The organism is Pseudoduganella namucuonensis, assembly GCF_900116645.1.
Classification (GTDB): Bacteria; Pseudomonadota; Gammaproteobacteria; order Burkholderiales; family Burkholderiaceae_D; genus Rugamonas; species Rugamonas namucuonensis.
The window spans coordinates 63,299-82,364 of record NZ_FPBO01000037.1 but is presented as its reverse complement, the minus strand read 5'-3'; the positions used below and the strand labels follow the sequence as shown (position 1 = coordinate 82,364).

Below are 19,066 nucleotides of genomic sequence, written 5' to 3'. Positions count from 1 at the left end.
CGACTTAGTCCGCGGCGTAGATGTCGTTGTGGACGGTTTCTTTCACGAACAGCGCGCCGATCACGGCCGTGATCAGGGCGATCACGATCGGATACCACAGGCCGTAGTAGATGTCGCCCTTGAAGGCGACCAGCGCGAAGGCGGTGGTTGGCAGCAGGCCGCCGAACCAGCCGTTGCCGATGTGGTATGGCAGCGACATGGAGGTGTAGCGGATGCGGGTCGGGAACATCTCGACCAGCATGGCGGCGATCGGACCGTACACCATGGTCACGTACAGCGCCAGGATGAACAGCACCAGCACCATCATTGGCTTGTTGATCTGGGCGGGATCGGCCTTGGCTGGATAGCCCGCTGCCTTGATGGCGGCGCCGGCTTCCTTCTTGAACGCGGCTTCCTTCTCCTTGCTGGCGCCGTCGAAGTTCAGGCCGTCGGCGGTCATCGACGCGTTGAAGGCGCTGACTTCCTTGTCGCCGACCATGATCTTGGCGACGGCGCCGGCCGGCGCGTCCTGGCGGGTGTAGGCGACCGAGGCGGCCGACAGGGTGGCGGTGGCGATGTCGCACGACGACGGGAACTTCTTGGTGCCGGTCATGTTGAACTGGAAGTGGCAGGAGGCCGGATCGGCGACCACCACGACGGGCGAGTTCTTCAGGGCGGTTTCCAGCGCCGGGTTGCCGAAGTGGGTCAGCGCGCCGAACAGCGGGAAGTAGGTCGCCGCGGCGATCACGCAGCCGCCCAGGATGATCCATTTACGGCCGATGCGGTCCGACAGGCTGCCGAAGAAGATGAAGAACGGCGTGGCCAGCAGCAGCGCGACGGCGATCAGGATGTTGGCGGTCGCCAGTTCGATCTTCAGCGTCTGCAGCATGAAGAACAGCGCGTAGAATTGGCCGGTGTACCACACCACGGCCTGGCCCATGGTCAGGCCGATCAGCGCCAGCAGCACGATCTTCAGGTTTTTCCATTGGCCGAAGGCTTCGCTCAGCGGCGCTTTCGAGGTTTTGCCTTCCGCCTTCATCTTGGCGAACGCCGGGGATTCGTTCATGGCCAGACGGATCCAGACCGAGATGCCCAGCAACACCACCGAGATCAGGAAGGGAATGCGCCAGCCCCAGGCGTTGAACGCCTCTTCCTCGACCGCCAGGCGGGTGCCCAGGATCACCATCAGCGACAGGAAGAAGCCCAGCGTCGCGGTGGTCTGGATGTAGGCCGTGAACAGGCCGCGCTTGCCGTTCGGCGCGTGTTCCGCGACGTAGGTGGCCGCGCCGCCGTACTCGCCGCCCAGCGCCAGGCCTTGCAGGATGCGCAGCGTGACGAGGATGATGGGGGCCGCGATGCCGATCGCCGCGTAGCCCGGCAGCAGGCCGACGATGAAGGTGGACAGGCCCATGATCAGGATGGTGACCAGGAAGGTGTATTTACGGCCGATCATGTCGCCCAGGCGGCCGAACACCAGCGCGCCGAACGGGCGCACAATGAAGCCGGCGGCGAAGGCCAGCAGCGCGAAAATGAAGGTGGTGGTGGGGTCGCCGATAAAGAATTGCTTGGCGATGATGGATGCGAGCGAGCCGTACAGGTAAAAATCGTACCACTCGAAAACCGTGCCCAGCGAGGAGGCGAAGATGACCTTTCTTTCCTCGGAGGTCATGGGCTCGCCTTTCGCGCTCTGTCGGCGCAGGTCAGCGGTGGTGCCGGATGCTGTTGTCATGATCTGTCTCCATGTAGTTGTTCAATTGCGGACCATTTGGCTAACTTTGTTTCATCAGCTTGGATCGGAGTGTGTGCCCCCAACCTTACGTCATGCTTGCTCCAAACTTACGTAACGCTTACAAGGCATACTTATCAATTCGCAAACGCAAACGCTCAAAAAAGTGCTTGGAAAAATTTACGAACGACCGTGCGGAAATATGTTATTCTGGCCGGATTGGATGACAAACTCACACAACAACTGCTACAGGAGACTGCAATGACTGATGCCGTGATCGTATCGACCGCCCGCACCGCTTTGGCCAAATCGTGGAAAGGCGCCTTCAACATGACGCACGGCGCCACGCTGGGCGGCCACGCCCTGCAGGCGGCCATCGCCCGGGCCAATATCGAGGCCGGCGAGGTGGAGGACGTGCTGATCGGCTGCGCCACCCCCGAGGGCGCCACCGGCGGCAACATCGCGCGCCAGATCGCGCTGCGCGCCGGCTGCCCGGTCAGCGTGGGCGGCATGACGATCAACCGTTTCTGCTCCTCCGGCCTGCAGGCCATCGCCACCGCCGCGCAGAGCGTCATCGCCGGCCAGGGCGACATCTTCGCCGCCGGCGGCGTGGAATCGATCTCCTGCGTGCAGCAGGAAATGAATATGCACATGATGATGGAAGTGTGGCTGGCCAAGAACAAGCCTGAGGTCTACTGGCCGATGCTGCAAACGGCCGAGACCGTGGCCAAGCGCTACGCCATCGGCAAGGAGCGCCAGGACGAATACGGCGTGCAGAGCCAGCAGCGCGCCGCCGCGGCCCAGGCCGCCGGCCTGTTCAACGCCGAGATCGTGCCGATGACCACCACCATGGGCGTGGCCGACAAGGCCTCCGGCATGCTGGTCAGCCGCGAAGTGACGATTTCCGCCGACGAGGGCATCCGCGCCGACACCACGCTGGAAGCCGTCTCCAAGATCCGCACCGCCGTGCCCGGCGGCGTGATCAGCGCCGGCAACGCCAGCCAGTTCTCGGACGGCGCCTCGGTCGCCATCGTGATGAACGCCAAGGTGGCCGAGGCCAAGGGCCTGCAGCCGCTGGGCATCTTCCGCGGTTTCGCCATCGCCGGCTGCGAGCCGGACGAGATGGGCATCGGCCCGGTGTTCGCCATTCCCAAGCTGCTCAAGCAGGCCGGCCTGAAAGTGGAGGACATCGGCCTGTGGGAGCTGAACGAGGCCTTCGCCGTGCAGGTGCTGTACTGCGCGGACAAGCTCGGCATCCCGATGGACCGCCTGAACGTGAACGGCGGCGCGATCGCCGTCGGCCATCCCTACGGCGTGTCGGGCGCCCGCCTGACCGGCCACGCGCTGATCGAGGGCAAGCGCCGCGGCGTGAAATACGTGGTGGTGACCATGTGCATCGGCGGCGGCCAGGGAGCGGCCGGCCTGTTTGAAGTGGTGTAAGGCGGGAGACGCGCATGCAGTCCAAGATTATGTCGCGCCGCGACATCGACTTCCTGTTGTATGAGTGGCTGGACGTGGAGGCGCTGAACCGGCGCCCGCGCTTCCAGGACCACAGCCGCGAGACATTCAACGCGGCCATCGACACCGCCGAGCAGATCGCCACCGACCTGTTCGCCCCCCACAACAAGAAGAGCGACCAGGAAGAGCCGCACGCCGTGCCGGGCGAGCGCTGCCTGGAGGTGAAGGTCATCCCCGAGGTGAAGGTCGCGCTGGACGCGTTCTGCGCGGCCGGCCTGATGGCCGCCGGCCAGGACTTCGAACTGGGCGGCATGCAGCTGCCGTGCACCGTGGAGAAAGCCCTGTCGTGCTATTTCACGGCGGCCAACGTGGGCACCACCTCCTACCTGTTCCTCACCATCGGCAACGCCAACACGCTGCTCAAGACCGGCACGCCGGAACAGGTGCGCCGCTACGTGGCGCCAATGTTCGAGGGCCGCTACTTCGGCACCATGTGCCTGTCCGAGCCGCAGGCCGGCTCAAGCCTGTCCGACATCAGCACCCGCGCCGAGCCGGACCCGGTCGCGGGCCTGGAAGGCGAGCGCCAATACCGCCTGAGCGGCAACAAGATGTGGATCTCGGCCGGCGAACACGACCTGGCCGGCAACATCGTGCACCTGGTGCTGGCCAAGATCCCGGGCCCGGACGGCAAGACCATCCCCGGCGTCAAGGGCATTTCCCTGTTCATCGTGCCCAAGTTCCTGGTCAACGAGGACGGCACGCTGGGCGAGCGCAACGACGTGGTGCTGGCCGGCCTGAACCACAAGATGGGCAACCGCGGCACCACCAACTGCCTGCTGAACTTCGGCGAGGGCAAGTTCAAGCCGCAGGGCAAGGCGGGGGCGGTGGGCTACCTGGTGGGCCAGCCGCACCAGGGCTTGTCCAATATGTTCCACATGATGAACGAGGCGCGCATCGGCGTCGGCCTGGGCGCGGTGGTGCTGGGCTACACCGGCTACCTGCACGCGCTGGACTACGCCCGCAACCGTCCGCAGGGCCGCCACCCGGCCAACAAGGATCCCGCGCGGCCGCAGCTGTCCATCATCGAGCACACCGATGTGCGGCGCATGCTGCTGGCGCAGAAGGCGTACGTGGAGGGCGGTCTCGGGCTGGTGCTGTACAGCGCCAGCCTGGTGGACGAGCAGCGCACCGCCGAAACCCCGGAAGCGCGCGAGCGCGCCACCCGGCTGCTGGAGTTCCTCACGCCCATCACCAAGTCCTGGCCTTCGCAATGGTGCCTGGAGGCGAACAGCCTGGCGATCCAGGTGCACGGCGGCTACGGCTACACCCGCGAATACAACGTCGAACAGTTCTACCGCGACAACCGCCTGAACGCCATCCACGAGGGCACGCACGGCATCCACGGGCTGGACCTGCTGGGCCGCAAGGTGTCCATGCAGGAGGGCGCGCTGTTCAAGGCCTTCGCGGCGGAGGTGCGCGAGACGGTGGAGGCGGCCAGCCTGGCCGACGCCGGCGCGGCCGTCTCCCCGCAACTGCGCGAGTACGGCGACGCGCTGGCCGCCGCGCTGCGCCGGGTGCAGCACGTGACGCAGGCGCTGTACGGCGCGGGCGACATGAACAAGACGCTGGCCAACGCCAGCGCCTACCTAGAGGCTGTGGGCCACGTGGTGGTGGCCTGGATCTGGCTGGAGCAGGCCATCGTCGCCGCGCGCGCCCTGCGGGCGTGCGGGGAAACCGGCGCGGCCGGCGAACAAGCCGACTTCTACCATGGCAAGCTGCAAGCCTGCCGCTACTTCTTCCGCTGGGAATTGCCCAAGGTGGAGCAGCAGCTCGCGCTGCTGGAAAGCATAGACACGACGACGCTGGACATGCAAGATGCGTGGTTTTAACGCATAGGGCAAGGAAGCGCCATGATCAAGCACATCGAAATCCAAGCATAAAAACCCAATCAAGGAGATACGCATGCGCACGACCCAAGAATTGTTCAACCTGACCGGCAAGACCGCACTGATCACCGGCGGCTCGCGCGGCCTGGGCCTGCAAATGGCGCTGGCGCTGGGCGAGCAGGGCGCCAAGGTGGTGCTGACCTCGCGCAAGCAGAGCGACCTGGACGAGGCGGTCGCCCACCTGGCCGAACGCGGCGTGACGGCCTACGCCATCGCGGCGGACCTGTCGAAGGAGGCGGCGGTCGCCCCGCTGGTCGACGCGGCGCTGGAAAAACTGGGCGGCCAGATCGACATCCTGATCAACAACGCCGGCGCCACCTGGGGCGCGCCGGCCGAGGACTATCCGGTCGAGGCGTGGGACAAGGTGATGAACCTGAACATCCGCAGCATCTTCCTGGTGTCGCAGGCCGTGGGCAAGCGCTCGATGATACCGCGCAAGAGCGGCCGCATCATCAACATCGCGTCCATCGCCGGCCTGGCGGGCAATCCGCCCGGAATGCAGACGATTGCCTACAATACCTCCAAGGCGGCCGTGATCAACTTCACCCGCACGCTGGCGGCCGAGTGGGGCGTGTACGGCATCAACGTGAACGCGCTGGCGCCGGGCTTCTTCCCGTCCAAGATGAGCGCCGGCCTGATCGCCGCGCTGGGCGAGGACAAGATGGCGTCCGAGGCGCCGCTGCGCCGCCTGGGCGACGACGAGGACCTGAAGGGCCCGATCGTGCTGCTGGCGTCCGACGCGGGCAAGCACATCACAGGCCAGACGCTGGCGGTGGATGGCGGCGTGTCCGCCATCTGAGAAGGAGGGGGCATGGCAACATACCAACGCATCGTGCTGGCCAACCGGCCGCGCGGTCCCGTCACCCCGGAGAACTTCCGCCTGGAAACGGTGGAAGTGCCGGAACTGGCGGACGGCCAGCTGCTGGTGCGCAACCACTACCTGTCGCTGGACCCCTATATGCGCGGCCGCATGAGCGCGGCCAAGAGCTACGCCGCGCCGCAGGCGCTGGACGAGACCATGATAGGCGGCACGGTGGGCGAGGTGGTCGCCTCGCGGAACCCGAAATACGCGGTGGGCGACTTCGTGGCCGGCATGTTCGGCTGGTCCGAAATGGGCGTGTCCGACGGCGCCCTGCTGCGCAAGCTGGACACCACCCGCATCCCGCCGTCGGCCTACCTGGGTCCGGTGGGCATGCCGGGCATGACTGCCTGGTACGGCCTGAACCAGATCCTGCAGGCCAAGGCCGGTGAGACGGTGGTGGTGTCGGCCGCCAGCGGCGCGGTCGGCGGCGTGCTGGGACAACTGGCCAAGCTGCGCGGCTGCCGCGCCGTCGGCATCGCCGGCGGCAGGGAGAAGTGCGACTACGTGGTCGACGAGCTCGGCTTCGACGCCTGTGTCGACTACAAGGCCGGCAAGCTGGACGAGGACCTGGCGGCGGCCACGCCGGTCGGCGTCGACGCCATCTTCGAGAACGTGGGCGGCGCCGTGTTCGACGCGGCGCTGGCCCGTACCAACGCCTTCGCCCGCGTGGCGCTGTGCGGCTTGATAGCCGGCTACGGCGGCGAGGAGTTGCCGATCAAGAACGCGCGCCTGCTGCTGCTGAACCGCATCACGCTGCGCGGCTTCATCGTCACCGAGCACCCGGAGCTGTGGCCGCAGGGCCTGGGGGAACTGGCCGGGCTGGTGGCCGGCGGCAAGATCAAATACCGGGAAACCATCGCCGACGGCTTGGCGGCGGCACCGGAAGCGTTCATGGGCCTGCTCAAGGGCAAAAACTTCGGCAAACAACTGGTGAGACTGATATGAAAAACTTCAAGGACAAAGTCGCCGTCATCACGGGCGGCGCAAGCGGTCTGGGCCGTGAATTCGCGCTGAAAGCGGCCGGCCTGGGCATGAAACTGGTGATCGCCGACGTGCAGCGCGACACCCTGGAAACCACGCTGGACGAGTTGACCGCCATGGGCGCCAGCGTCATCGGCCACTTGTGCGACGTGCGCAAGTCCGAGCAGGTGCAGGCGCTGGCGGACGCCACCATGAGCAAGTTCGGCGCGGTGCACCTGGTGTTCAACAACGCCGGCGTCGGTTCGGGCGGCCTGGTGTGGGAAAACACCGAGGCCGACTGGGAGTGGGTGCTGGGCGTGAACGTCTGGGGCGTGATCCACGGCGTGCGCATCTTCACCCAGCTGATGCTGGAATGCGCCAAGACCGACCCGGACTTCGAGGGCCACATCGTCAACACGGCTTCGATGGCCGGCGTGCTGAACCCGCCCACGATGGGCGTCTACAACGTCTCCAAGCACGCCGTGGTGTCGCTGTCGGAATCGCTGTACCACGACCTGCAACTGGTGGACGCGCCGATCGGCGCCTCCGTGCTGTGCCCGTACTTCGTGCCGACCGGCATCAACCAGTCGCACCGCAACCGTCCGTCCGACGTCAAGATGGACGCCAGGCCGACCGCCAGCCAGCTGGCCTCGCAGGCCATGACGGACAAGGCCGTCACCTCCGGCAAGGTCACCGCCTCGCAGGTTGCGGACATGACGTTCCAGGCCATCGCCGACGGCCAGTTCTACATCTATTCGCATCCCGAGGCGCTGGCGACCTTGAAAGTGCGCATGGAGGACATGACCACGCCGCGCAACCCGACCGACCCGCACGCGGGCGCGCCGCACATCCGCAAGGCGCTGAAGGACAAGCTGCTGGGCGGTGGCGCGGCCTGACCGGGGCGCGGTGCTTCGCCAGCCCGGTCAGGCGCCACGCGGGCCGGATCGGGTAGGGCCCGGATCCGGCGACCTGGTCTGGCACCAGGTTTCGAACTCCGGGGCGGTTACGGGCCGGCAAAAATAAAATCCCTGCCCGTGCCGGCATTGATGGGAGCGTAAGAAATCCAGGTCCTCCCGCGACTCTATCCCTTCGGCGATCACTTCCAGGGCGAGCGAATTGCCTAGCACGATGACGCTCTCCGCGATCACCATGCTGGACTGGTTGTGTGTGATGCTCCTGACAAAAGACTGGTCCAGTTTAAGGACGTCGATCGGCAGCCTGCTCAAATAGCTGAGACTGGAGTAACCGGTCCCAAAGTCGTCGAGCGCGATTTTGATGCCCATGTCCTTGAGCGCGCGAATGATGGCGACGGCTTCGTCGACGTCGCGTATCAGCGTACTTTCAGTCAACTCTATGCAGAGGTTTCCGGGGTGGATGCCGGCCTGCCGGATCGCATTGGCGACATGCCGGACAAAGCCGGGATTCCTGAACTGGGACGGCGAAACGTTGACGGACAGGGGGAACTCGGTCACACCTTTGCCGCGCCAGTCGCGCTGCTGGCGACAGGCTTCCTGCACCACCCACTCGCCCAGCGACGACATGAAGCCGGCGGCTTCGGCCACTGGAATGAATAAATCGGGTCCCCAGGGGGTGTCCGGCCAGCGCAGCAGCGCCTCGGCGCCGACCACGGCCATCGTCGCGGTATCGAGTATGGGTTGGTAGAAGAGGGCAAAATCACGATGCTCGAGGCCACTACGCAAGCGGCTCTCTATCGTCAGCGACTGCGCCATCCGTTCATTGAACGCCGCCTTGAAAAACTGGAATCTGCTACGCCCGCCGTCCTTCGCGTGATACATCGCCGTATCGGCATTCCTGATCAAGTCCTCGACAGTGTTGCCGTCGAGCGGAAACATGCTGATGCCGATGCTGGGCGACAGGGCCAGCACCAGGCCATCGAGCGGATAGGGCAGGGTCAGGCTGCGCAAGATATGGCGCGCAACCCCGGCGGCGTCGGCCTCGCTGCCGACGTGCGCCAGTACCACCAGAAACTCATCGCCGCCCAGGCGGCCAACAATGTCTTCCGAGCGCACGCACCCCCGAAGGCGCGTGGCCACCTCCTTGAGGACGGCATCGCCGACATCATGTCCGTAGGTGTCATTGATGGGCTTGAAGCGGTCCAGGTCGACAAACAGGAAGGCGCATTGCCTGCTTCCACGCATTGCGCTGGCCAGCACGCGCCCGGAAAAATCGTACAGCAATTCCCGGTTGGGCAGCCGGGTTAGCGGGTCGTGCTGCGAGGCATGGCGAATCCGCTCCTCGGTCTCCTTGCGCGCGCTGATGTCCTCGGCGATGCCCACGAAGCGCAGGGGCTTGCCATGCCGGTCCCGTTCCAGCACCTCGCCCCGGGCGTGCACCCAGCGCCATGTCCCGGTCTTCGTGCGCATGCGCATTTCAATGCTGAACGCGGACGTTTGGCCGCTCCAATGGGCTTTTTGCGCCAGTTCGACGCGCCGCACGTCGTCGGGGTGGATCAATTCCAGGCAGCTACACGGGGCGATTTCTCCCGGCAAATAGCCGAGGATGGAAAACAGCATGTCGTTGTGCACGACGCCGCCCGTGTGCAGATCGACGTCCCAGTAGCCCAGCCCGGCCACGGCCATGGCGAAATTCAGCCGCAGCTCGCTCGCCCTGAGCGCCAGTTCGGCGCGGTTGCGCTCTGTGATATCGCGTAGCACCGCGACATGCGCCGTCTTGCCGTCCCATTCCGTGTCCAGCACCCGCATTTCAGCGATCAGCGCTTCGCCGTGCGCATGGACGATATCGATCTCCGTGATCTCGCCACCGATGACAGGAAATCCGAAGGGCTGCCCAATCAGGTCCGACTCGGATACGCCGAACATCCGGACGGCCGCGGCGTTGACAAACTGAACCGTGCCTTGGCCATCGACTATGACGAACGCGTCCGGACTGCGCTCGACGATGTTGCGCAAGCGCGCCTCGCTCGCCATCAGTTGCGCGCCCAAGTCACGCTGTTCAGCCGCCTCGTCGCTCACCCCGCTCACCCCGCTCATCTTCCGACCTTGTTCCTGGTGTGCCGCCCACCGGTGCGCTTGGCGGACCCATGGGGCTTGCCGCCGCCTGCCAGCAAGTCGCCTGGTTGCCGGAACGGCGCCCCGATATGCATGCCTTGGTCGTCGATGGTGAAATTGCGTATCGACGTATCATGGCGGGAGCCGCGCATCTTCAACACCATCAGTCCATGGAGCATCACGGCCCCCACTTCCACGTACCGCAGCAGGAGAATGGAGTCCGTGAATTCCGTGAACTGCCGTTCGGTCACCGTTTCCGCACCCATCACCTGCGACACGGTTGTTGTAAACAGGGTCGTTATCTGATGTTGTTTGACGAACGCCGTGAGCCCGAGCACGAAGTCGCGCAAGCTCTTGTTGGATGCGAGCCGGCCCAGCGCGCCGAGACTGTCGAGGGCGACGCGGCGCGGACGAAATTCCTCGATCACCGACTTGATATACACCAGCCGCTCCTCAAGGTTCATCGATTCCGGATATTCGCAGATCACGCGCAACAAGCCATCGTCTTCCATGCGGGCGAAGTCGTGTCCCCAGCCGGCGGCATTCCTCAGTATCTGGTCGCGGCTTTCCTCGAAGCCGAGGAACAGGCTGTGCTCGCCCATACTGGTGCCGCCGACGGTAAACTCGGTTGCCATCAAGGTCTTCCCGGCACCGGTCGGTCCCGATACCAGGATGGTGGAGTCGCGAAACGGGCCGCCACCGCACATACTGTCCAAACCCGCGTTGCCAAACGTGACGCGGACGAGGGATGACTTGTGTTCCAATGCGATGGCTGACAAGGGCACCACTTCCACGCCCTTGCCATTGGTGATCACAAAGGGAAACTCGCCACGCCGGTGCGGCTCGCCGCGCATCTTGAGGATTTCAAGCGTACGCCTGCGCAACTCGACCTCGAGCGCATTGCGCAGCACGATGACGCTGTCGACCACGAACTCTTCGGCCTCAGAGCGTCCAACCTCGCCGTAGTCGCTCGATTGTTCGCTCGTCATGATGGACGTGACCAGCATGTTGTTGAGGGCGCGGCTGATGCGGAACAGTTCCGTTCGGATCCTGCCGACGTTGCCCATGCGGATCGCGAGGGCGCCAATCGCGTCGACCACGACGCGCTTGGCGCCGATCCTGGCGACGGCCCCCTGTATCCGCGACAGCAAGCCCCCCAAATCATATTCCCCGATCAGTACGTCTTCATCCCCCAACGATGCCGACCCATCCACAAACGCCCATTGCGCGTCCGCTTCCATTGCGACGATATCCCAACCGAGGGAAAGCATATTGTGGCGTATGTCTTGCGGCGACTCCTCCAGCGTGACGAAGACGCCGGGCTCATTCGATTGCCGCACGCCCTCCACCAGGAACTGCGCCGCGAACACGGTCTTGCCGCTACCGGCCGTTCCCATGACCAGCGCCGTACGGTGCAAGGGGAGCCCGCCGACGGCGAGTGCGTCGAAGCCGGCGATATGGGTGGGGATCTGCTCGACACGCGCTGTGGATCCTATTGCTTTCATGGCATGTTCTCCTTGTGCGAAGGACCGGAAGGCAGGTCGGAATCGAGGATCCCCAGCGCGGCCAGTACTTTTGCGGCGTCGGACAAGTCGCCGATGATCCGGCACACGGGTGGCGGGGCGGTGCGGATCATAGCGGGCGTCGCCAGGATGTGCGCCGTTTCAGCCAGCTCGGGATGTTCCAGAATATCGATCAGGCTGAGTTCATACGCAATTCCCTCGCCCCCGAGGTATTGTTCACATATGTGCCGCAGATTGGCACAGGCGCGCAACGAACGCGGCGTCCGGCCCGTGACATACAGGAGAAAGCGGTACTTGAATTTGCCATGTTCGCCCATGCGGTTTCCCCCTGCGCCGACCTGCCAACGACAATCTTGCCTGCCCACATGTTGAGACCAGCCACCATGACATGTAGTTCCGAGTTTAAATCGTGGGAGCCGATACACTGCCATGTAGCGCTCCCGGAAGTGGCGCGCCAGAGGTTGCCTATGCGACAATCGTGCTTTTGGGGGACGGATACCTATGGGCACGACGATACGCTACGGAGACTGGACCGCGATGCGGGCCGACGCCCAAGCCATCCGGCTGGAGGTGTTCGTGCGGGAGCAGAGCGTGCCCGCCGAGCTCGAGATGGATGACAAGGACGCGGTCTGCCTGCACGCGGTCGCCTACGACGCGGCCGGCGAGGCGGTCGGCACCGGACGCCTGCTGCCGGATGGCCATATCGGCCGCATGGCGGTGCGCAAGGCGGCGCGCGGGACCGGCGTCGGCAGTGATTTGTTGCGGGGGCTGATGGCGCAGGCCCGGGCGCGGGGCGACCAGGCGGTCGTGCTCAGCGCCCAAACGCACGCGGCGCCGTTCTACCGGCGCCACGGCTTCGCCCAGAAGGGCGCGGAGTTCTTCGAGGCCGGCATCCCGCACATCGAGATGAGTTATTCCTTCACTCCGGTGCCATGACACTGGGGACAGACCCGCGTTCAGCGCCGCATGCCATTTGTGCAGGTGCGTGGCGCGGTCGGTCTGTCCCCGGTTTTAGGCGACCTGGATCTCGTGCAGCACGGCGGGCGCGTCGGCGTACAGCTTCACCACCGTCGACGAGCGCGTGCCGTAGGCCGGCGACTCGATCCGCACCGCCGACAGCATCCGTTCCACCTCCAGCGGCACGCCCGTCTCCGGCAGCCGCATGTCCGGCGCGCGGGTGGTGTCGGCCAGCATCTCGAAATAGGCGTCGTCCGGCGCGCCCAGGCACAGCAGGCTGGCGAACTGGGCCTTCGTCTTCAGCACCTTGGGCCACGGCGAATCCAGCAGCGCGTTGGACAGTCCGTAAATCCCCGGCGCCAGGGGCTGGCCGTTGCGCGGCTCGTCCTGCCCCTTGTTGGAGAACCACACCAGCTGGTCGCGGTCGCCCACCACCAGGTTGAAACCGTTGTAGGCGCCGGCGCCTTCCCGAATTTGCTCCACGTACTCCCGCGGCGACATGGCGCCGGCCAGGAAGTCCGCCACCAGGTGGCCGCGCGAGGGCGCGTCGTCCTTGTGGTCCTGGGGCGCGCGGATATTGGTGATGGCGGCGAAGCGGGGCGACGCGTGCTCCCCGTCGCCCTGGGCGATGCCCATCCAGCTGCCGCCGGCCTTGAGGTCGCGGCCGGCGTAGACGTGGGGATGCTCGGCCCACGGCGCGGCGGGCGCGGCTTCCCGCGCGTAGAATTCATCGCGGTTGGCGGCGGCGATCAGCGGCACGGCCGGGACCACCCGCCACGCGAAAACGATCAGGCACATGAGATCAAATCCGTAAAAGCTTCGGTGTGGCGCGGGCCGGCCGTGAGCGGCGACAGCCCGGATCGCAGGACGGCGGCCGCGAGCGCGGCGTCGAATCCGTCCGGCACCGCCGGATACACTTCCATCCAGGTCTGCAAGCCGTCTTGCGCTTGCGGACGGCGCTTCAACTGCGGCGCCACACTGTGGTTGGCGGCCAGTCCGGCCTGCATGGCCGTGACCGCTCCGTGCAGGGCGGCCGTGTCGGCCTCCCGCACCTGGTAGTAGATATACAGGTCCATGCTAGACGTCGAGCTTGTCCAGCACGTAGGGCATGGGCAGGAATTCCAGGGCCGGGCCTTCGGCCGAACCCAGGCGGACCGCCGCCCGCTCCAGCGCGTCGAGCTTCATTTCGACCAGCGCGTCCACGCCGCCCAGGCCGTTGGCGGCGGTGTTGACCACCATGCCGCAAGGCTGCGAGGGATCGGACTCGGCGAACACCTCGGCGCCGGCCGCGGCTTGCGCGTCGGCGACGCGCACCAGCGCGGTACGGCGCTTCAGCTTGCCCAGGTACTGGCTGCGGGCCACGATTTCCTGGCCGGGGTAGCAGCCTTTCTTGAAGTTCACGCCGCCCAGCAGCTCCAGGTTGATCATTTGCGGCACGAACTGCTCCTGGGTGGCGGCCGTCACCTGCGGCACGGCCGCGTGGATTTCGCTCAAGCGCCAGGCTTGGTCGCCGCCCACGGTCAGCTTGTCGGCCAGCACCGGCGCGGCGATGTTCGCCGTGGTTTCGGTGGTCAGCCACAGGTAGCGCGGCGCGCCGAAGGCGTCGCCCACGCGCAGCAGCGTGCCCAGCGGATGATCGACCTTGGTGTAGGGACGCGCGGGCAGCGCGTCGAACCAGGTTTGCAGCACGGCCTCGGCCATGCCGCCGCCCAGGCCCAGCACCACCTGTGTGGCGGGCGCGTCCGTGGCGTCGGCCAGCTTGGCCTTGGCGCGCAGCACGAACATGGTCAGGCGTTTTTGCAGCGGCGCCTGGATCTCGCGCGGCAACTGCAGGAAGATGGTTTGCTCGTCGCGCCACATCAGGAAGGTGGCTTGCAGGCGGCCTTTCGGCGTGCAATAGCCGGCCAGGCGGACCTCGTCCTGGCCCAGATGCTCGACGTCATTGGTCAACTGATTGTGCAGGAAGCCGGCGGCCTCTTCGCCGGTCAGCGCGATCAAGCCCTGGTCGGTGACACGCGCCACGAAACCCACGGCCAGTTCGGTCGGAGTCAGTGCCTTGCCCTGCGGTGCTGAAAGTTGATTCGAGATACTCATAAATTCCAATAATTTGACGATGAAAGCATTATCATTACGGGCTCATTATAGTGATGTCGCGGAATTCGCGCCGGACGAGCTCAAAAAGCCGTGCCCGGGCCCGGACTGCGTTTAACAATCGACAGTTTTAAAGATGGCATTCATAAAAAAAACGATAGTCCTGGGGATCTTGGCGGCGACGGCGGCGGGTGCCGGGTTCGCGTGGTGGGCCAACCAGCCCATCACCACCGAGGAGCCGCCCATCGAATTCACCATCGCCGCCGGCAGCGGGGCGCACGCGGCGGGACAGCAGATGGCCGAGGCCGGCGTGCCGATCCAGCCGCTGCTGTTCAACCTGCTGGCGCGGGTGACCGAGAAGTCCGGCAGGCTGAAGGCCGGCGCCTACGAGCTCAAGCCCAACACCACGCCGAGGCGGCTGATCGACCAACTGGTGCGCGGCGAGTTCGCGCAGGAGCAGCTGACCATCATCGAAGGCTGGACCTTCAAGCAGATGCGCCAGGCCATCGCCGCCCACAAGGGCTTGAAGCACGACACCGCCCACCTGAGCGACAAGGAGCTGATGGCCCAGATCAGCCAGGACTACACGCTGCCCGAGGGCATGTTCTTCCCCGACACCTATCTGTTCGCCAAGGGATCGAGCGAGCTGCAGATCTACCGCCAGGCGCACACGCTGCTGGTCTCCAAGCTGCGCGACGCGTGGGAAAAGCGCGAGTCCAACCTGCCGTACAAGAACCCGTACGAGGCGCTGACCATGGCCTCCATCGTGGAAAAGGAAACCGGCCAGAAGTCCGAGCGCAACATGATCGCCGGCGTGTTCGTCAACCGCCTGCGGCTGGGCATGCTGCTGCAGACCGACCCCACCGTGATCTACGGCATGGGCAACGGCTACGACGGCAAGATCCGCAAGAAGGACCTGGAAACGGACACCCCGTACAATACCTACACCCGCGCCGGCCTGCCGCCCACGCCGATCGCGCTGCCGGGCGTGCAGTCGCTGGCGGCGGCCTTGGCGCCGGCCAAGACGGGGGCGCTATACTTCGTGTCGCGCGGCAACGGCACCAGCCAGTTTTCCGACAACCTGACCGACCACAACCGGGCGGTGAATCAATACCAGAGATAGGCAATCACAGTTTCATGACGTCACACAGCGGCAAGTTCATCACATTTGAAGGCATAGACGGCGCCGGCAAATCCACCCACATCGCCTTCGTGACCGAGTACATCCGGTCGCGCGGCATCAACCTGGTGAGCACGCGCGAGCCCGGCGGCACGCCGCTGGGCGAGCGCATCCGCGAGCTGTTCCTGCATGAAAAGATGCACCTGGAGACGGAAACGCTGCTGGTGTTCGCCAGCCGCCGCGAACACGTGGCGCAGGTGATCGCCCCCGCGCTGGCGCGCGGCGACTGGGTGCTGAGCGACCGCTTCACCGACGCCAGCTTCGCCTACCAGTCCGGCGGACGCGGCCTGGACCGCGCCAAGCTGCAGACGCTGGCCGACTGGGTGCACGGCGGCCTGTCGCCGGACCTGACCTTCCTGTTCGACGTGCCGCTGGACGTGGCGCGCGCCCGCCTGGACGCCACCCGCGACCTCGACAAGTTCGAGCGCGAGCAGGCCGACTTCTTCAACGCCACCCGCAACGAATACCTGCGCCGCGCCGCCGAGTTCCCGGGCCGCTTCCGCGTGATCGACTCCAGCCAGACCATCCCCGCGATCCAGGCGCGGCTGGCCGCCATCCTGGAAGGCTTCGTGCCGTGAGCGCGCCCGCGAGCGCGCCTGTCAACCAGGCCATCTATCCATGGCAGGCCTCCGCCTGGGACCAGCTCCAGCAGCTGCGCGCCCGCATGCCGCACGCCATCCTGTTCCACGGCGCGGCGGGCACGGGCAAGGCCGATTTCATCGAGCATTTCGCCAAGTCGCTGCTGTGCGAGAACGCCGGCGCGGGCGGCCACGCCTGCGGCGCCTGCGTCTCCTGCAACTGGTTCGACCAGCAGAACCACCCGGATTACCGCCGCGTCCGTCCCGAGGCGCTGGAGGACGAGCCGGCCGGCGAGGAGGGCGACGGCGAGGGCGAAGGCAAGAAGGCCGCCAAGACCAAGGCGCCGTCGAAAGAGATCAAGATCGAGCAGATCCGTTCGCTGGCCGACTTCATGAACATCTCCACCCACCGCCAGGGCCTGCGCGTGGTGGTCTTGTATCCGGCCGAGGCGCTCAACATGCCGGCCTCCAACGCGCTGCTGAAGACGCTGGAGGAGCCGCCGCCGGGCACCGTGTTCCTGCTGTCGTCCAACAGCCTGGACCGGCTGCTGCCCACCATCCTGTCGCGCTGCCGCAAGTTCTCGCTGCCCATGCCGGGGCACGACGAGGCGCTGGCCTGGCTCAAGGCCCAGGGCGTGTCCGACGCCGACAGCTGGCTGCGCGAGCAGGGCGGCGCGCCGCTGGCCGCGCTGGCCCAGTCCGAGGCGGGCAGCCGCGAGGACATGGACACGCTGCTGCAAATGCTGGCCAATCCCGGCGTGGAGGCGGCGCTGCGCGCGGCCGACAAAATGCAGAAAGTGCCGCTGGCGGCGTTGGTTTCCTGGTTGCAGCGCTGGCTTTATGACTTGTTTTCCTACAAACTATCGGGAAACATCCGCTACTATCCACGCTACCGCAAGGAGCTGGCCAGCCTGGCGGGCAAGGTGCATGTGAGCAAGCTGATGGCCGCCATCAAGGCGGCCAACGAACGCCGCGCGATCGCCGACCATCCGCTGTCGCCCAAACTGTTCATCGAGGACATGCTGCTGGACTACACGGCATGCTGTACCTGAAAGGATATGCATGACCGGCAGCCCACCCGATCCCAACACCGCCCCCGCGATCGCACGGCCGACCGTGCTGTCCTTGGCGATCAAGGAAAAAGCGGCCCTGTACGCGGCCTACATGCCCTTCCTGAAAAACGGCGGCATGTTCGTCCCCACGCAAAAACCCTACAAGATCGGCGACGAGATCTATTTGATCCTGGCGCTGATGGACGACCCCAACAAATACCCGATCGCCGGCAAGGTCGCCTGGATCACGCCGCCGGGCGCCAACAACAACAAGGCGCAGGGCATAGGCGTGCACTTCCCGGACGACGAGACCGGCCAGCGCACCCGGCTGCGCATCGAGGAAATCCTGGGGGCCGCGCTGCGCTCCTCGCGCGCCACGCACACGCTTTAAGCACACACACCTCCTAACTTTGCTATTCTGAACATCATGTCATTCCGCCATCGCCCAGCCACGCTTAACGATTTACCAACAATCGTGGCCATCTACAACAGCACCGTCGCCTCGCGCGAGGTCACGGCCGACACCGAACCGGTCACGGTCGCCTCGCGCCTGGCCTGGTTCCACGAGCACACGCCGGAGCGCCGCCCGCTGTGGGTGATCGAGGCCGCCGGCGACAATTCGGCCGAGCCCGCCGTCCTGGGCTGGATCTCCTATTCCAACTTCTACGGCCGCCCCGCGTACTCGGGCACGGCCGAGGTGTCGATCTACATCGCCGAGGCCAGCCGCGGCAAGGGCATAGGCCGCTACGCGCTGGAGGAGGCGATCGCGTTCGCGCCCAGCATCAAGGTGCATACGCTGCTGGGCTTCATCTTCGGCCACAACGAGCCCAGCCTGGGGCTGTTCGCCAAGTTCGGCTTCGAAACCTGGGCCAAGCTGCCGCGCGTCGCCAACCTGGACGGTATCGAGCGCGACCTCATCATTCTCGGGAAGCGTGTCGCCTGATGTTCATCGATTCCCATTGCCATATAGACTTCCCCGAGCTGGCCGCGCGCATGCCCGAGCTGCTCGCCAAGATGGAACAGAACAAGGTCAGCCACGCGCTGTGCGTGTCGGTGGACTTGCCGGACTTTCCGCGCGTGCTGGCGCTGGCCGAGCAATACCCGCACATCTACGCCTCGGTCGGCGTGCACCCCGATTACGAGGACACGCCGGAACCATCCGTCGAGCAGCTGGTCGAGCTGGCGGACAACCCGCGCATCGTGGCCATCGGCGAGACGGGGCTCGACTACTACCGCCTGGAAGGCGACCTGGGGTGGCAGCGCGAACGCTTCCGCACCCACATCAAAGCTTCAAGAATCACGCGCAAGCCCTTGATTATCCACACACGTTCGGCCAGCGAGGACACCATCCGCATCATGCGCGAAGAGGGCGCGGGGACCGAGGCGGGCGGCGTCGCCGGCGTGATGCACTGCTTCACCGAATCGCTGGAAGTGGCGCGCGCGGCGATGGAGATGGGCTTTTACATTTCCTTCTCCGGCATCGTCACCTTCAAGAGCGCCAAGGAGCTGCAAGCCGTGGCGCTGGAGGTGCCGCTGGAGCGCATGCTGATCGAGACCGACTCGCCCTACCTGGCGCCGATGCCGCATCGCGGCAAGATGAACGAGCCCGGCTTCGTGTGCCACGTGGGCGAGTACATCGCCAAGCTCAAGGGCGTGCCGGTGGAACAGGTCGCGCAGCGGACCTCCGATAATTTCTTCAATCTATTCAACGTCGTACGTTGATCT

The 19,066-nt window shown here is 65.5% G+C and carries 19 protein-coding genes; 12 read left to right on the top strand and 7 right to left on the bottom strand.

Annotated features, from left to right (window positions below; translation table 11 throughout):
• Positions 1–4: 4 nt before the first annotated feature.
• Complete coding sequence (locus BM436_RS29165) at positions 5–1,708, bottom strand: MFS transporter (protein ID WP_093559407.1); 1,704 nt, start codon at positions 1,706–1,708, stop codon at positions 5–7.
• A 258-nt stretch (positions 1,709–1,966) separates the two neighbouring features.
• Between BM436_RS29165 and BM436_RS29160 the strand changes: the two genes are divergently transcribed.
• The 5 genes from BM436_RS29160 (at position 1,967) to BM436_RS29140 (ending at position 7,827) form a co-directional block, all read left to right on the top strand.
• Entirely contained in the window at positions 1,967–3,145 is a 1,179-nt protein-coding gene (locus BM436_RS29160; RefSeq protein WP_093559405.1) for an acetyl-CoA C-acyltransferase, read from the top strand.
• A gap of 14 nt (positions 3,146–3,159) precedes the next feature.
• Positions 3,160–5,052, top strand: coding sequence for an acyl-CoA dehydrogenase (locus BM436_RS29155; protein WP_093559403.1), 1,893 nt, complete (start codon positions 3,160–3,162; stop codon positions 5,050–5,052).
• A 73-nt stretch (positions 5,053–5,125) separates the two neighbouring features.
• Complete coding sequence (locus BM436_RS29150; protein ID WP_093559401.1) at positions 5,126–5,908, top strand: SDR family oxidoreductase; 783 nt, start codon at positions 5,126–5,128, stop codon at positions 5,906–5,908.
• 12 nt (positions 5,909–5,920) lie between these two features.
• Positions 5,921–6,916, top strand: a complete 996-nt coding sequence (locus tag BM436_RS29145; protein ID WP_093559399.1) for an NADP-dependent oxidoreductase — start codon at positions 5,921–5,923, stop codon at positions 6,914–6,916.
• Positions 6,913–7,827: an SDR family oxidoreductase gene (locus BM436_RS29140; RefSeq protein WP_093559398.1), complete on the top strand. Its 915-nt coding sequence runs from the start codon at positions 6,913–6,915 to the stop codon at positions 7,825–7,827. The genes BM436_RS29145 and BM436_RS29140 overlap by 4 nt, the downstream gene beginning before the upstream one ends.
• A gap of 27 nt (positions 7,828–7,854) precedes the next feature.
• Here the strand turns inward: BM436_RS29140 and BM436_RS29135 are convergent, their stop codons facing one another.
• Genes BM436_RS29135 through BM436_RS29125 form a run of 3 tightly spaced genes read right to left on the bottom strand, consistent with a single transcriptional unit; the run spans position 7,855 to position 11,800 of the window.
• Entirely contained in the window at positions 7,855–9,924 is a 2,070-nt protein-coding gene (locus BM436_RS29135) for a putative bifunctional diguanylate cyclase/phosphodiesterase (RefSeq protein WP_177307592.1), read from the bottom strand.
• A 14-nt stretch (positions 9,925–9,938) separates the two neighbouring features.
• Positions 9,939–11,465 carry a circadian clock protein KaiC gene (kaiC, locus tag BM436_RS29130; protein WP_093559395.1) on the bottom strand — a complete coding sequence of 509 codons (1,527 nt, stop codon included), beginning with the start codon at positions 11,463–11,465 and terminating at the stop codon, positions 9,939–9,941.
• Positions 11,462–11,800 (bottom strand): circadian clock KaiB family protein, encoded by a 339-nt coding sequence (locus BM436_RS29125; protein WP_093559393.1) that lies wholly within the window; start codon positions 11,798–11,800, stop codon positions 11,462–11,464. Before BM436_RS29125 ends, kaiC begins: the two co-directional genes overlap by 4 nt.
• A gap of 184 nt (positions 11,801–11,984) precedes the next feature.
• Between BM436_RS29125 and BM436_RS29120 the strand changes: the two genes are divergently transcribed.
• Positions 11,985–12,419 carry a GNAT family N-acetyltransferase gene (locus BM436_RS29120; protein ID WP_093559391.1) on the top strand — a complete coding sequence of 145 codons (435 nt, stop codon included), beginning with the start codon at positions 11,985–11,987 and terminating at the stop codon, positions 12,417–12,419.
• 75 nt (positions 12,420–12,494) lie between these two features.
• On the opposite strand, the gene BM436_RS29115 is transcribed toward BM436_RS29120, so the two are convergent.
• The 3 genes from BM436_RS29115 to ygfZ are packed head-to-tail and all read right to left on the bottom strand — an operon-like array spanning position 12,495 to position 14,534.
• Positions 12,495–13,238: an NRDE family protein gene (locus BM436_RS29115; RefSeq protein WP_093559389.1), complete on the bottom strand. Its 744-nt coding sequence runs from the start codon at positions 13,236–13,238 to the stop codon at positions 12,495–12,497.
• Positions 13,229–13,516, bottom strand: a complete 288-nt coding sequence (locus BM436_RS29110) for a DUF4936 family protein (protein WP_093559387.1) — start codon at positions 13,514–13,516, stop codon at positions 13,229–13,231. Before BM436_RS29110 ends, BM436_RS29115 begins: the two co-directional genes overlap by 10 nt.
• Position 13,517: 1 nt before the next feature.
• A complete protein-coding gene (gene ygfZ / locus BM436_RS29105) occupies positions 13,518–14,534 on the bottom strand; it encodes a CAF17-like 4Fe-4S cluster assembly/insertion protein YgfZ (protein ID WP_093559385.1) in 1,017 nt (338 codons plus the stop codon).
• Between the two features lie 133 nt (positions 14,535–14,667).
• Between ygfZ and mltG the strand changes: the two genes are divergently transcribed.
• The 6 genes from mltG to BM436_RS29075 are packed head-to-tail and all read left to right on the top strand — an operon-like array spanning position 14,668 to position 19,063.
• The gene (gene mltG, locus BM436_RS29100) at positions 14,668–15,654 is read left to right on the top strand and encodes an endolytic transglycosylase MltG (RefSeq protein ID WP_093559383.1); all 987 of its coding nucleotides are present in this window, start codon (positions 14,668–14,670) and stop codon (positions 15,652–15,654) included.
• Positions 15,655–15,668: 14 nt separating this feature from the next.
• Positions 15,669–16,289, top strand: a complete 621-nt coding sequence (tmk, locus tag BM436_RS29095; RefSeq protein WP_093559381.1) for a dTMP kinase — start codon at positions 15,669–15,671, stop codon at positions 16,287–16,289.
• Positions 16,286–17,341, top strand: coding sequence for a DNA polymerase III subunit delta' (locus BM436_RS29090; RefSeq protein ID WP_093559379.1), 1,056 nt, complete (start codon positions 16,286–16,288; stop codon positions 17,339–17,341). Before tmk ends, BM436_RS29090 begins: the two co-directional genes overlap by 4 nt.
• Positions 17,342–17,351: 10 nt before the next feature.
• Positions 17,352–17,732 (top strand): PilZ domain-containing protein, encoded by a 381-nt coding sequence (locus BM436_RS29085; RefSeq protein WP_093559378.1) that lies wholly within the window; start codon positions 17,352–17,354, stop codon positions 17,730–17,732.
• A gap of 36 nt (positions 17,733–17,768) precedes the next feature.
• Positions 17,769–18,284 carry a GNAT family N-acetyltransferase gene (locus BM436_RS29080; RefSeq protein WP_093559376.1) on the top strand — a complete coding sequence of 172 codons (516 nt, stop codon included), beginning with the start codon at positions 17,769–17,771 and terminating at the stop codon, positions 18,282–18,284.
• The gene (locus BM436_RS29075) at positions 18,284–19,063 is read left to right on the top strand and encodes a TatD family hydrolase (RefSeq protein WP_093559374.1); all 780 of its coding nucleotides are present in this window, start codon (positions 18,284–18,286) and stop codon (positions 19,061–19,063) included. Before BM436_RS29080 ends, BM436_RS29075 begins: the two co-directional genes overlap by 1 nt.
• The last annotated feature ends 3 nt before the right edge of the window (positions 19,064–19,066 follow it).

Excerpts from the sequence above, each read along its gene's own strand:
- BM436_RS29165 (WP_093559407.1), bottom strand. The coding sequence starts at position 1,708 with ATGACAACAGCATCCGGCACCACCGCTGACCTGCGCCGACAGAGCGCG.
- BM436_RS29160 (WP_093559405.1), top strand. The coding sequence starts at position 1,967 with ATGACTGATGCCGTGATCGTATCGACCGCCCGCACCGCTTTGGCCAAA.
- BM436_RS29155 (WP_093559403.1), top strand. The coding sequence starts at position 3,160 with ATGCAGTCCAAGATTATGTCGCGCCGCGACATCGACTTCCTGTTGTAT.
- BM436_RS29150 (WP_093559401.1), top strand. The coding sequence starts at position 5,126 with ATGCGCACGACCCAAGAATTGTTCAACCTGACCGGCAAGACCGCACTG.
- BM436_RS29145 (WP_093559399.1), top strand. The coding sequence starts at position 5,921 with ATGGCAACATACCAACGCATCGTGCTGGCCAACCGGCCGCGCGGTCCC.
- BM436_RS29140 (WP_093559398.1), top strand. The coding sequence starts at position 6,913 with ATGAAAAACTTCAAGGACAAAGTCGCCGTCATCACGGGCGGCGCAAGC.
- kaiC (WP_093559395.1), bottom strand. The coding sequence starts at position 11,465 with ATGAAAGCAATAGGATCCACAGCGCGTGTCGAGCAGATCCCCACCCAT.
- BM436_RS29125 (WP_093559393.1), bottom strand. The coding sequence starts at position 11,800 with ATGGGCGAACATGGCAAATTCAAGTACCGCTTTCTCCTGTATGTCACG.
- BM436_RS29120 (WP_093559391.1), top strand. The coding sequence starts at position 11,985 with ATGGGCACGACGATACGCTACGGAGACTGGACCGCGATGCGGGCCGAC.
- BM436_RS29115 (WP_093559389.1), bottom strand. The coding sequence starts at position 13,238 with ATGTGCCTGATCGTTTTCGCGTGGCGGGTGGTCCCGGCCGTGCCGCTG.
- BM436_RS29110 (WP_093559387.1), bottom strand. The coding sequence starts at position 13,516 with ATGGACCTGTATATCTACTACCAGGTGCGGGAGGCCGACACGGCCGCC.
- ygfZ (WP_093559385.1), bottom strand. The coding sequence starts at position 14,534 with ATGAGTATCTCGAATCAACTTTCAGCACCGCAGGGCAAGGCACTGACT.
- mltG (WP_093559383.1), top strand. The coding sequence starts at position 14,668 with ATGGCATTCATAAAAAAAACGATAGTCCTGGGGATCTTGGCGGCGACG.
- tmk (WP_093559381.1), top strand. The coding sequence starts at position 15,669 with ATGACGTCACACAGCGGCAAGTTCATCACATTTGAAGGCATAGACGGC.
- BM436_RS29085 (WP_093559378.1), top strand. The coding sequence starts at position 17,352 with ATGACCGGCAGCCCACCCGATCCCAACACCGCCCCCGCGATCGCACGG.
- BM436_RS29080 (WP_093559376.1), top strand. The coding sequence starts at position 17,769 with ATGTCATTCCGCCATCGCCCAGCCACGCTTAACGATTTACCAACAATC.
- BM436_RS29075 (WP_093559374.1), top strand. The coding sequence starts at position 18,284 with ATGTTCATCGATTCCCATTGCCATATAGACTTCCCCGAGCTGGCCGCG.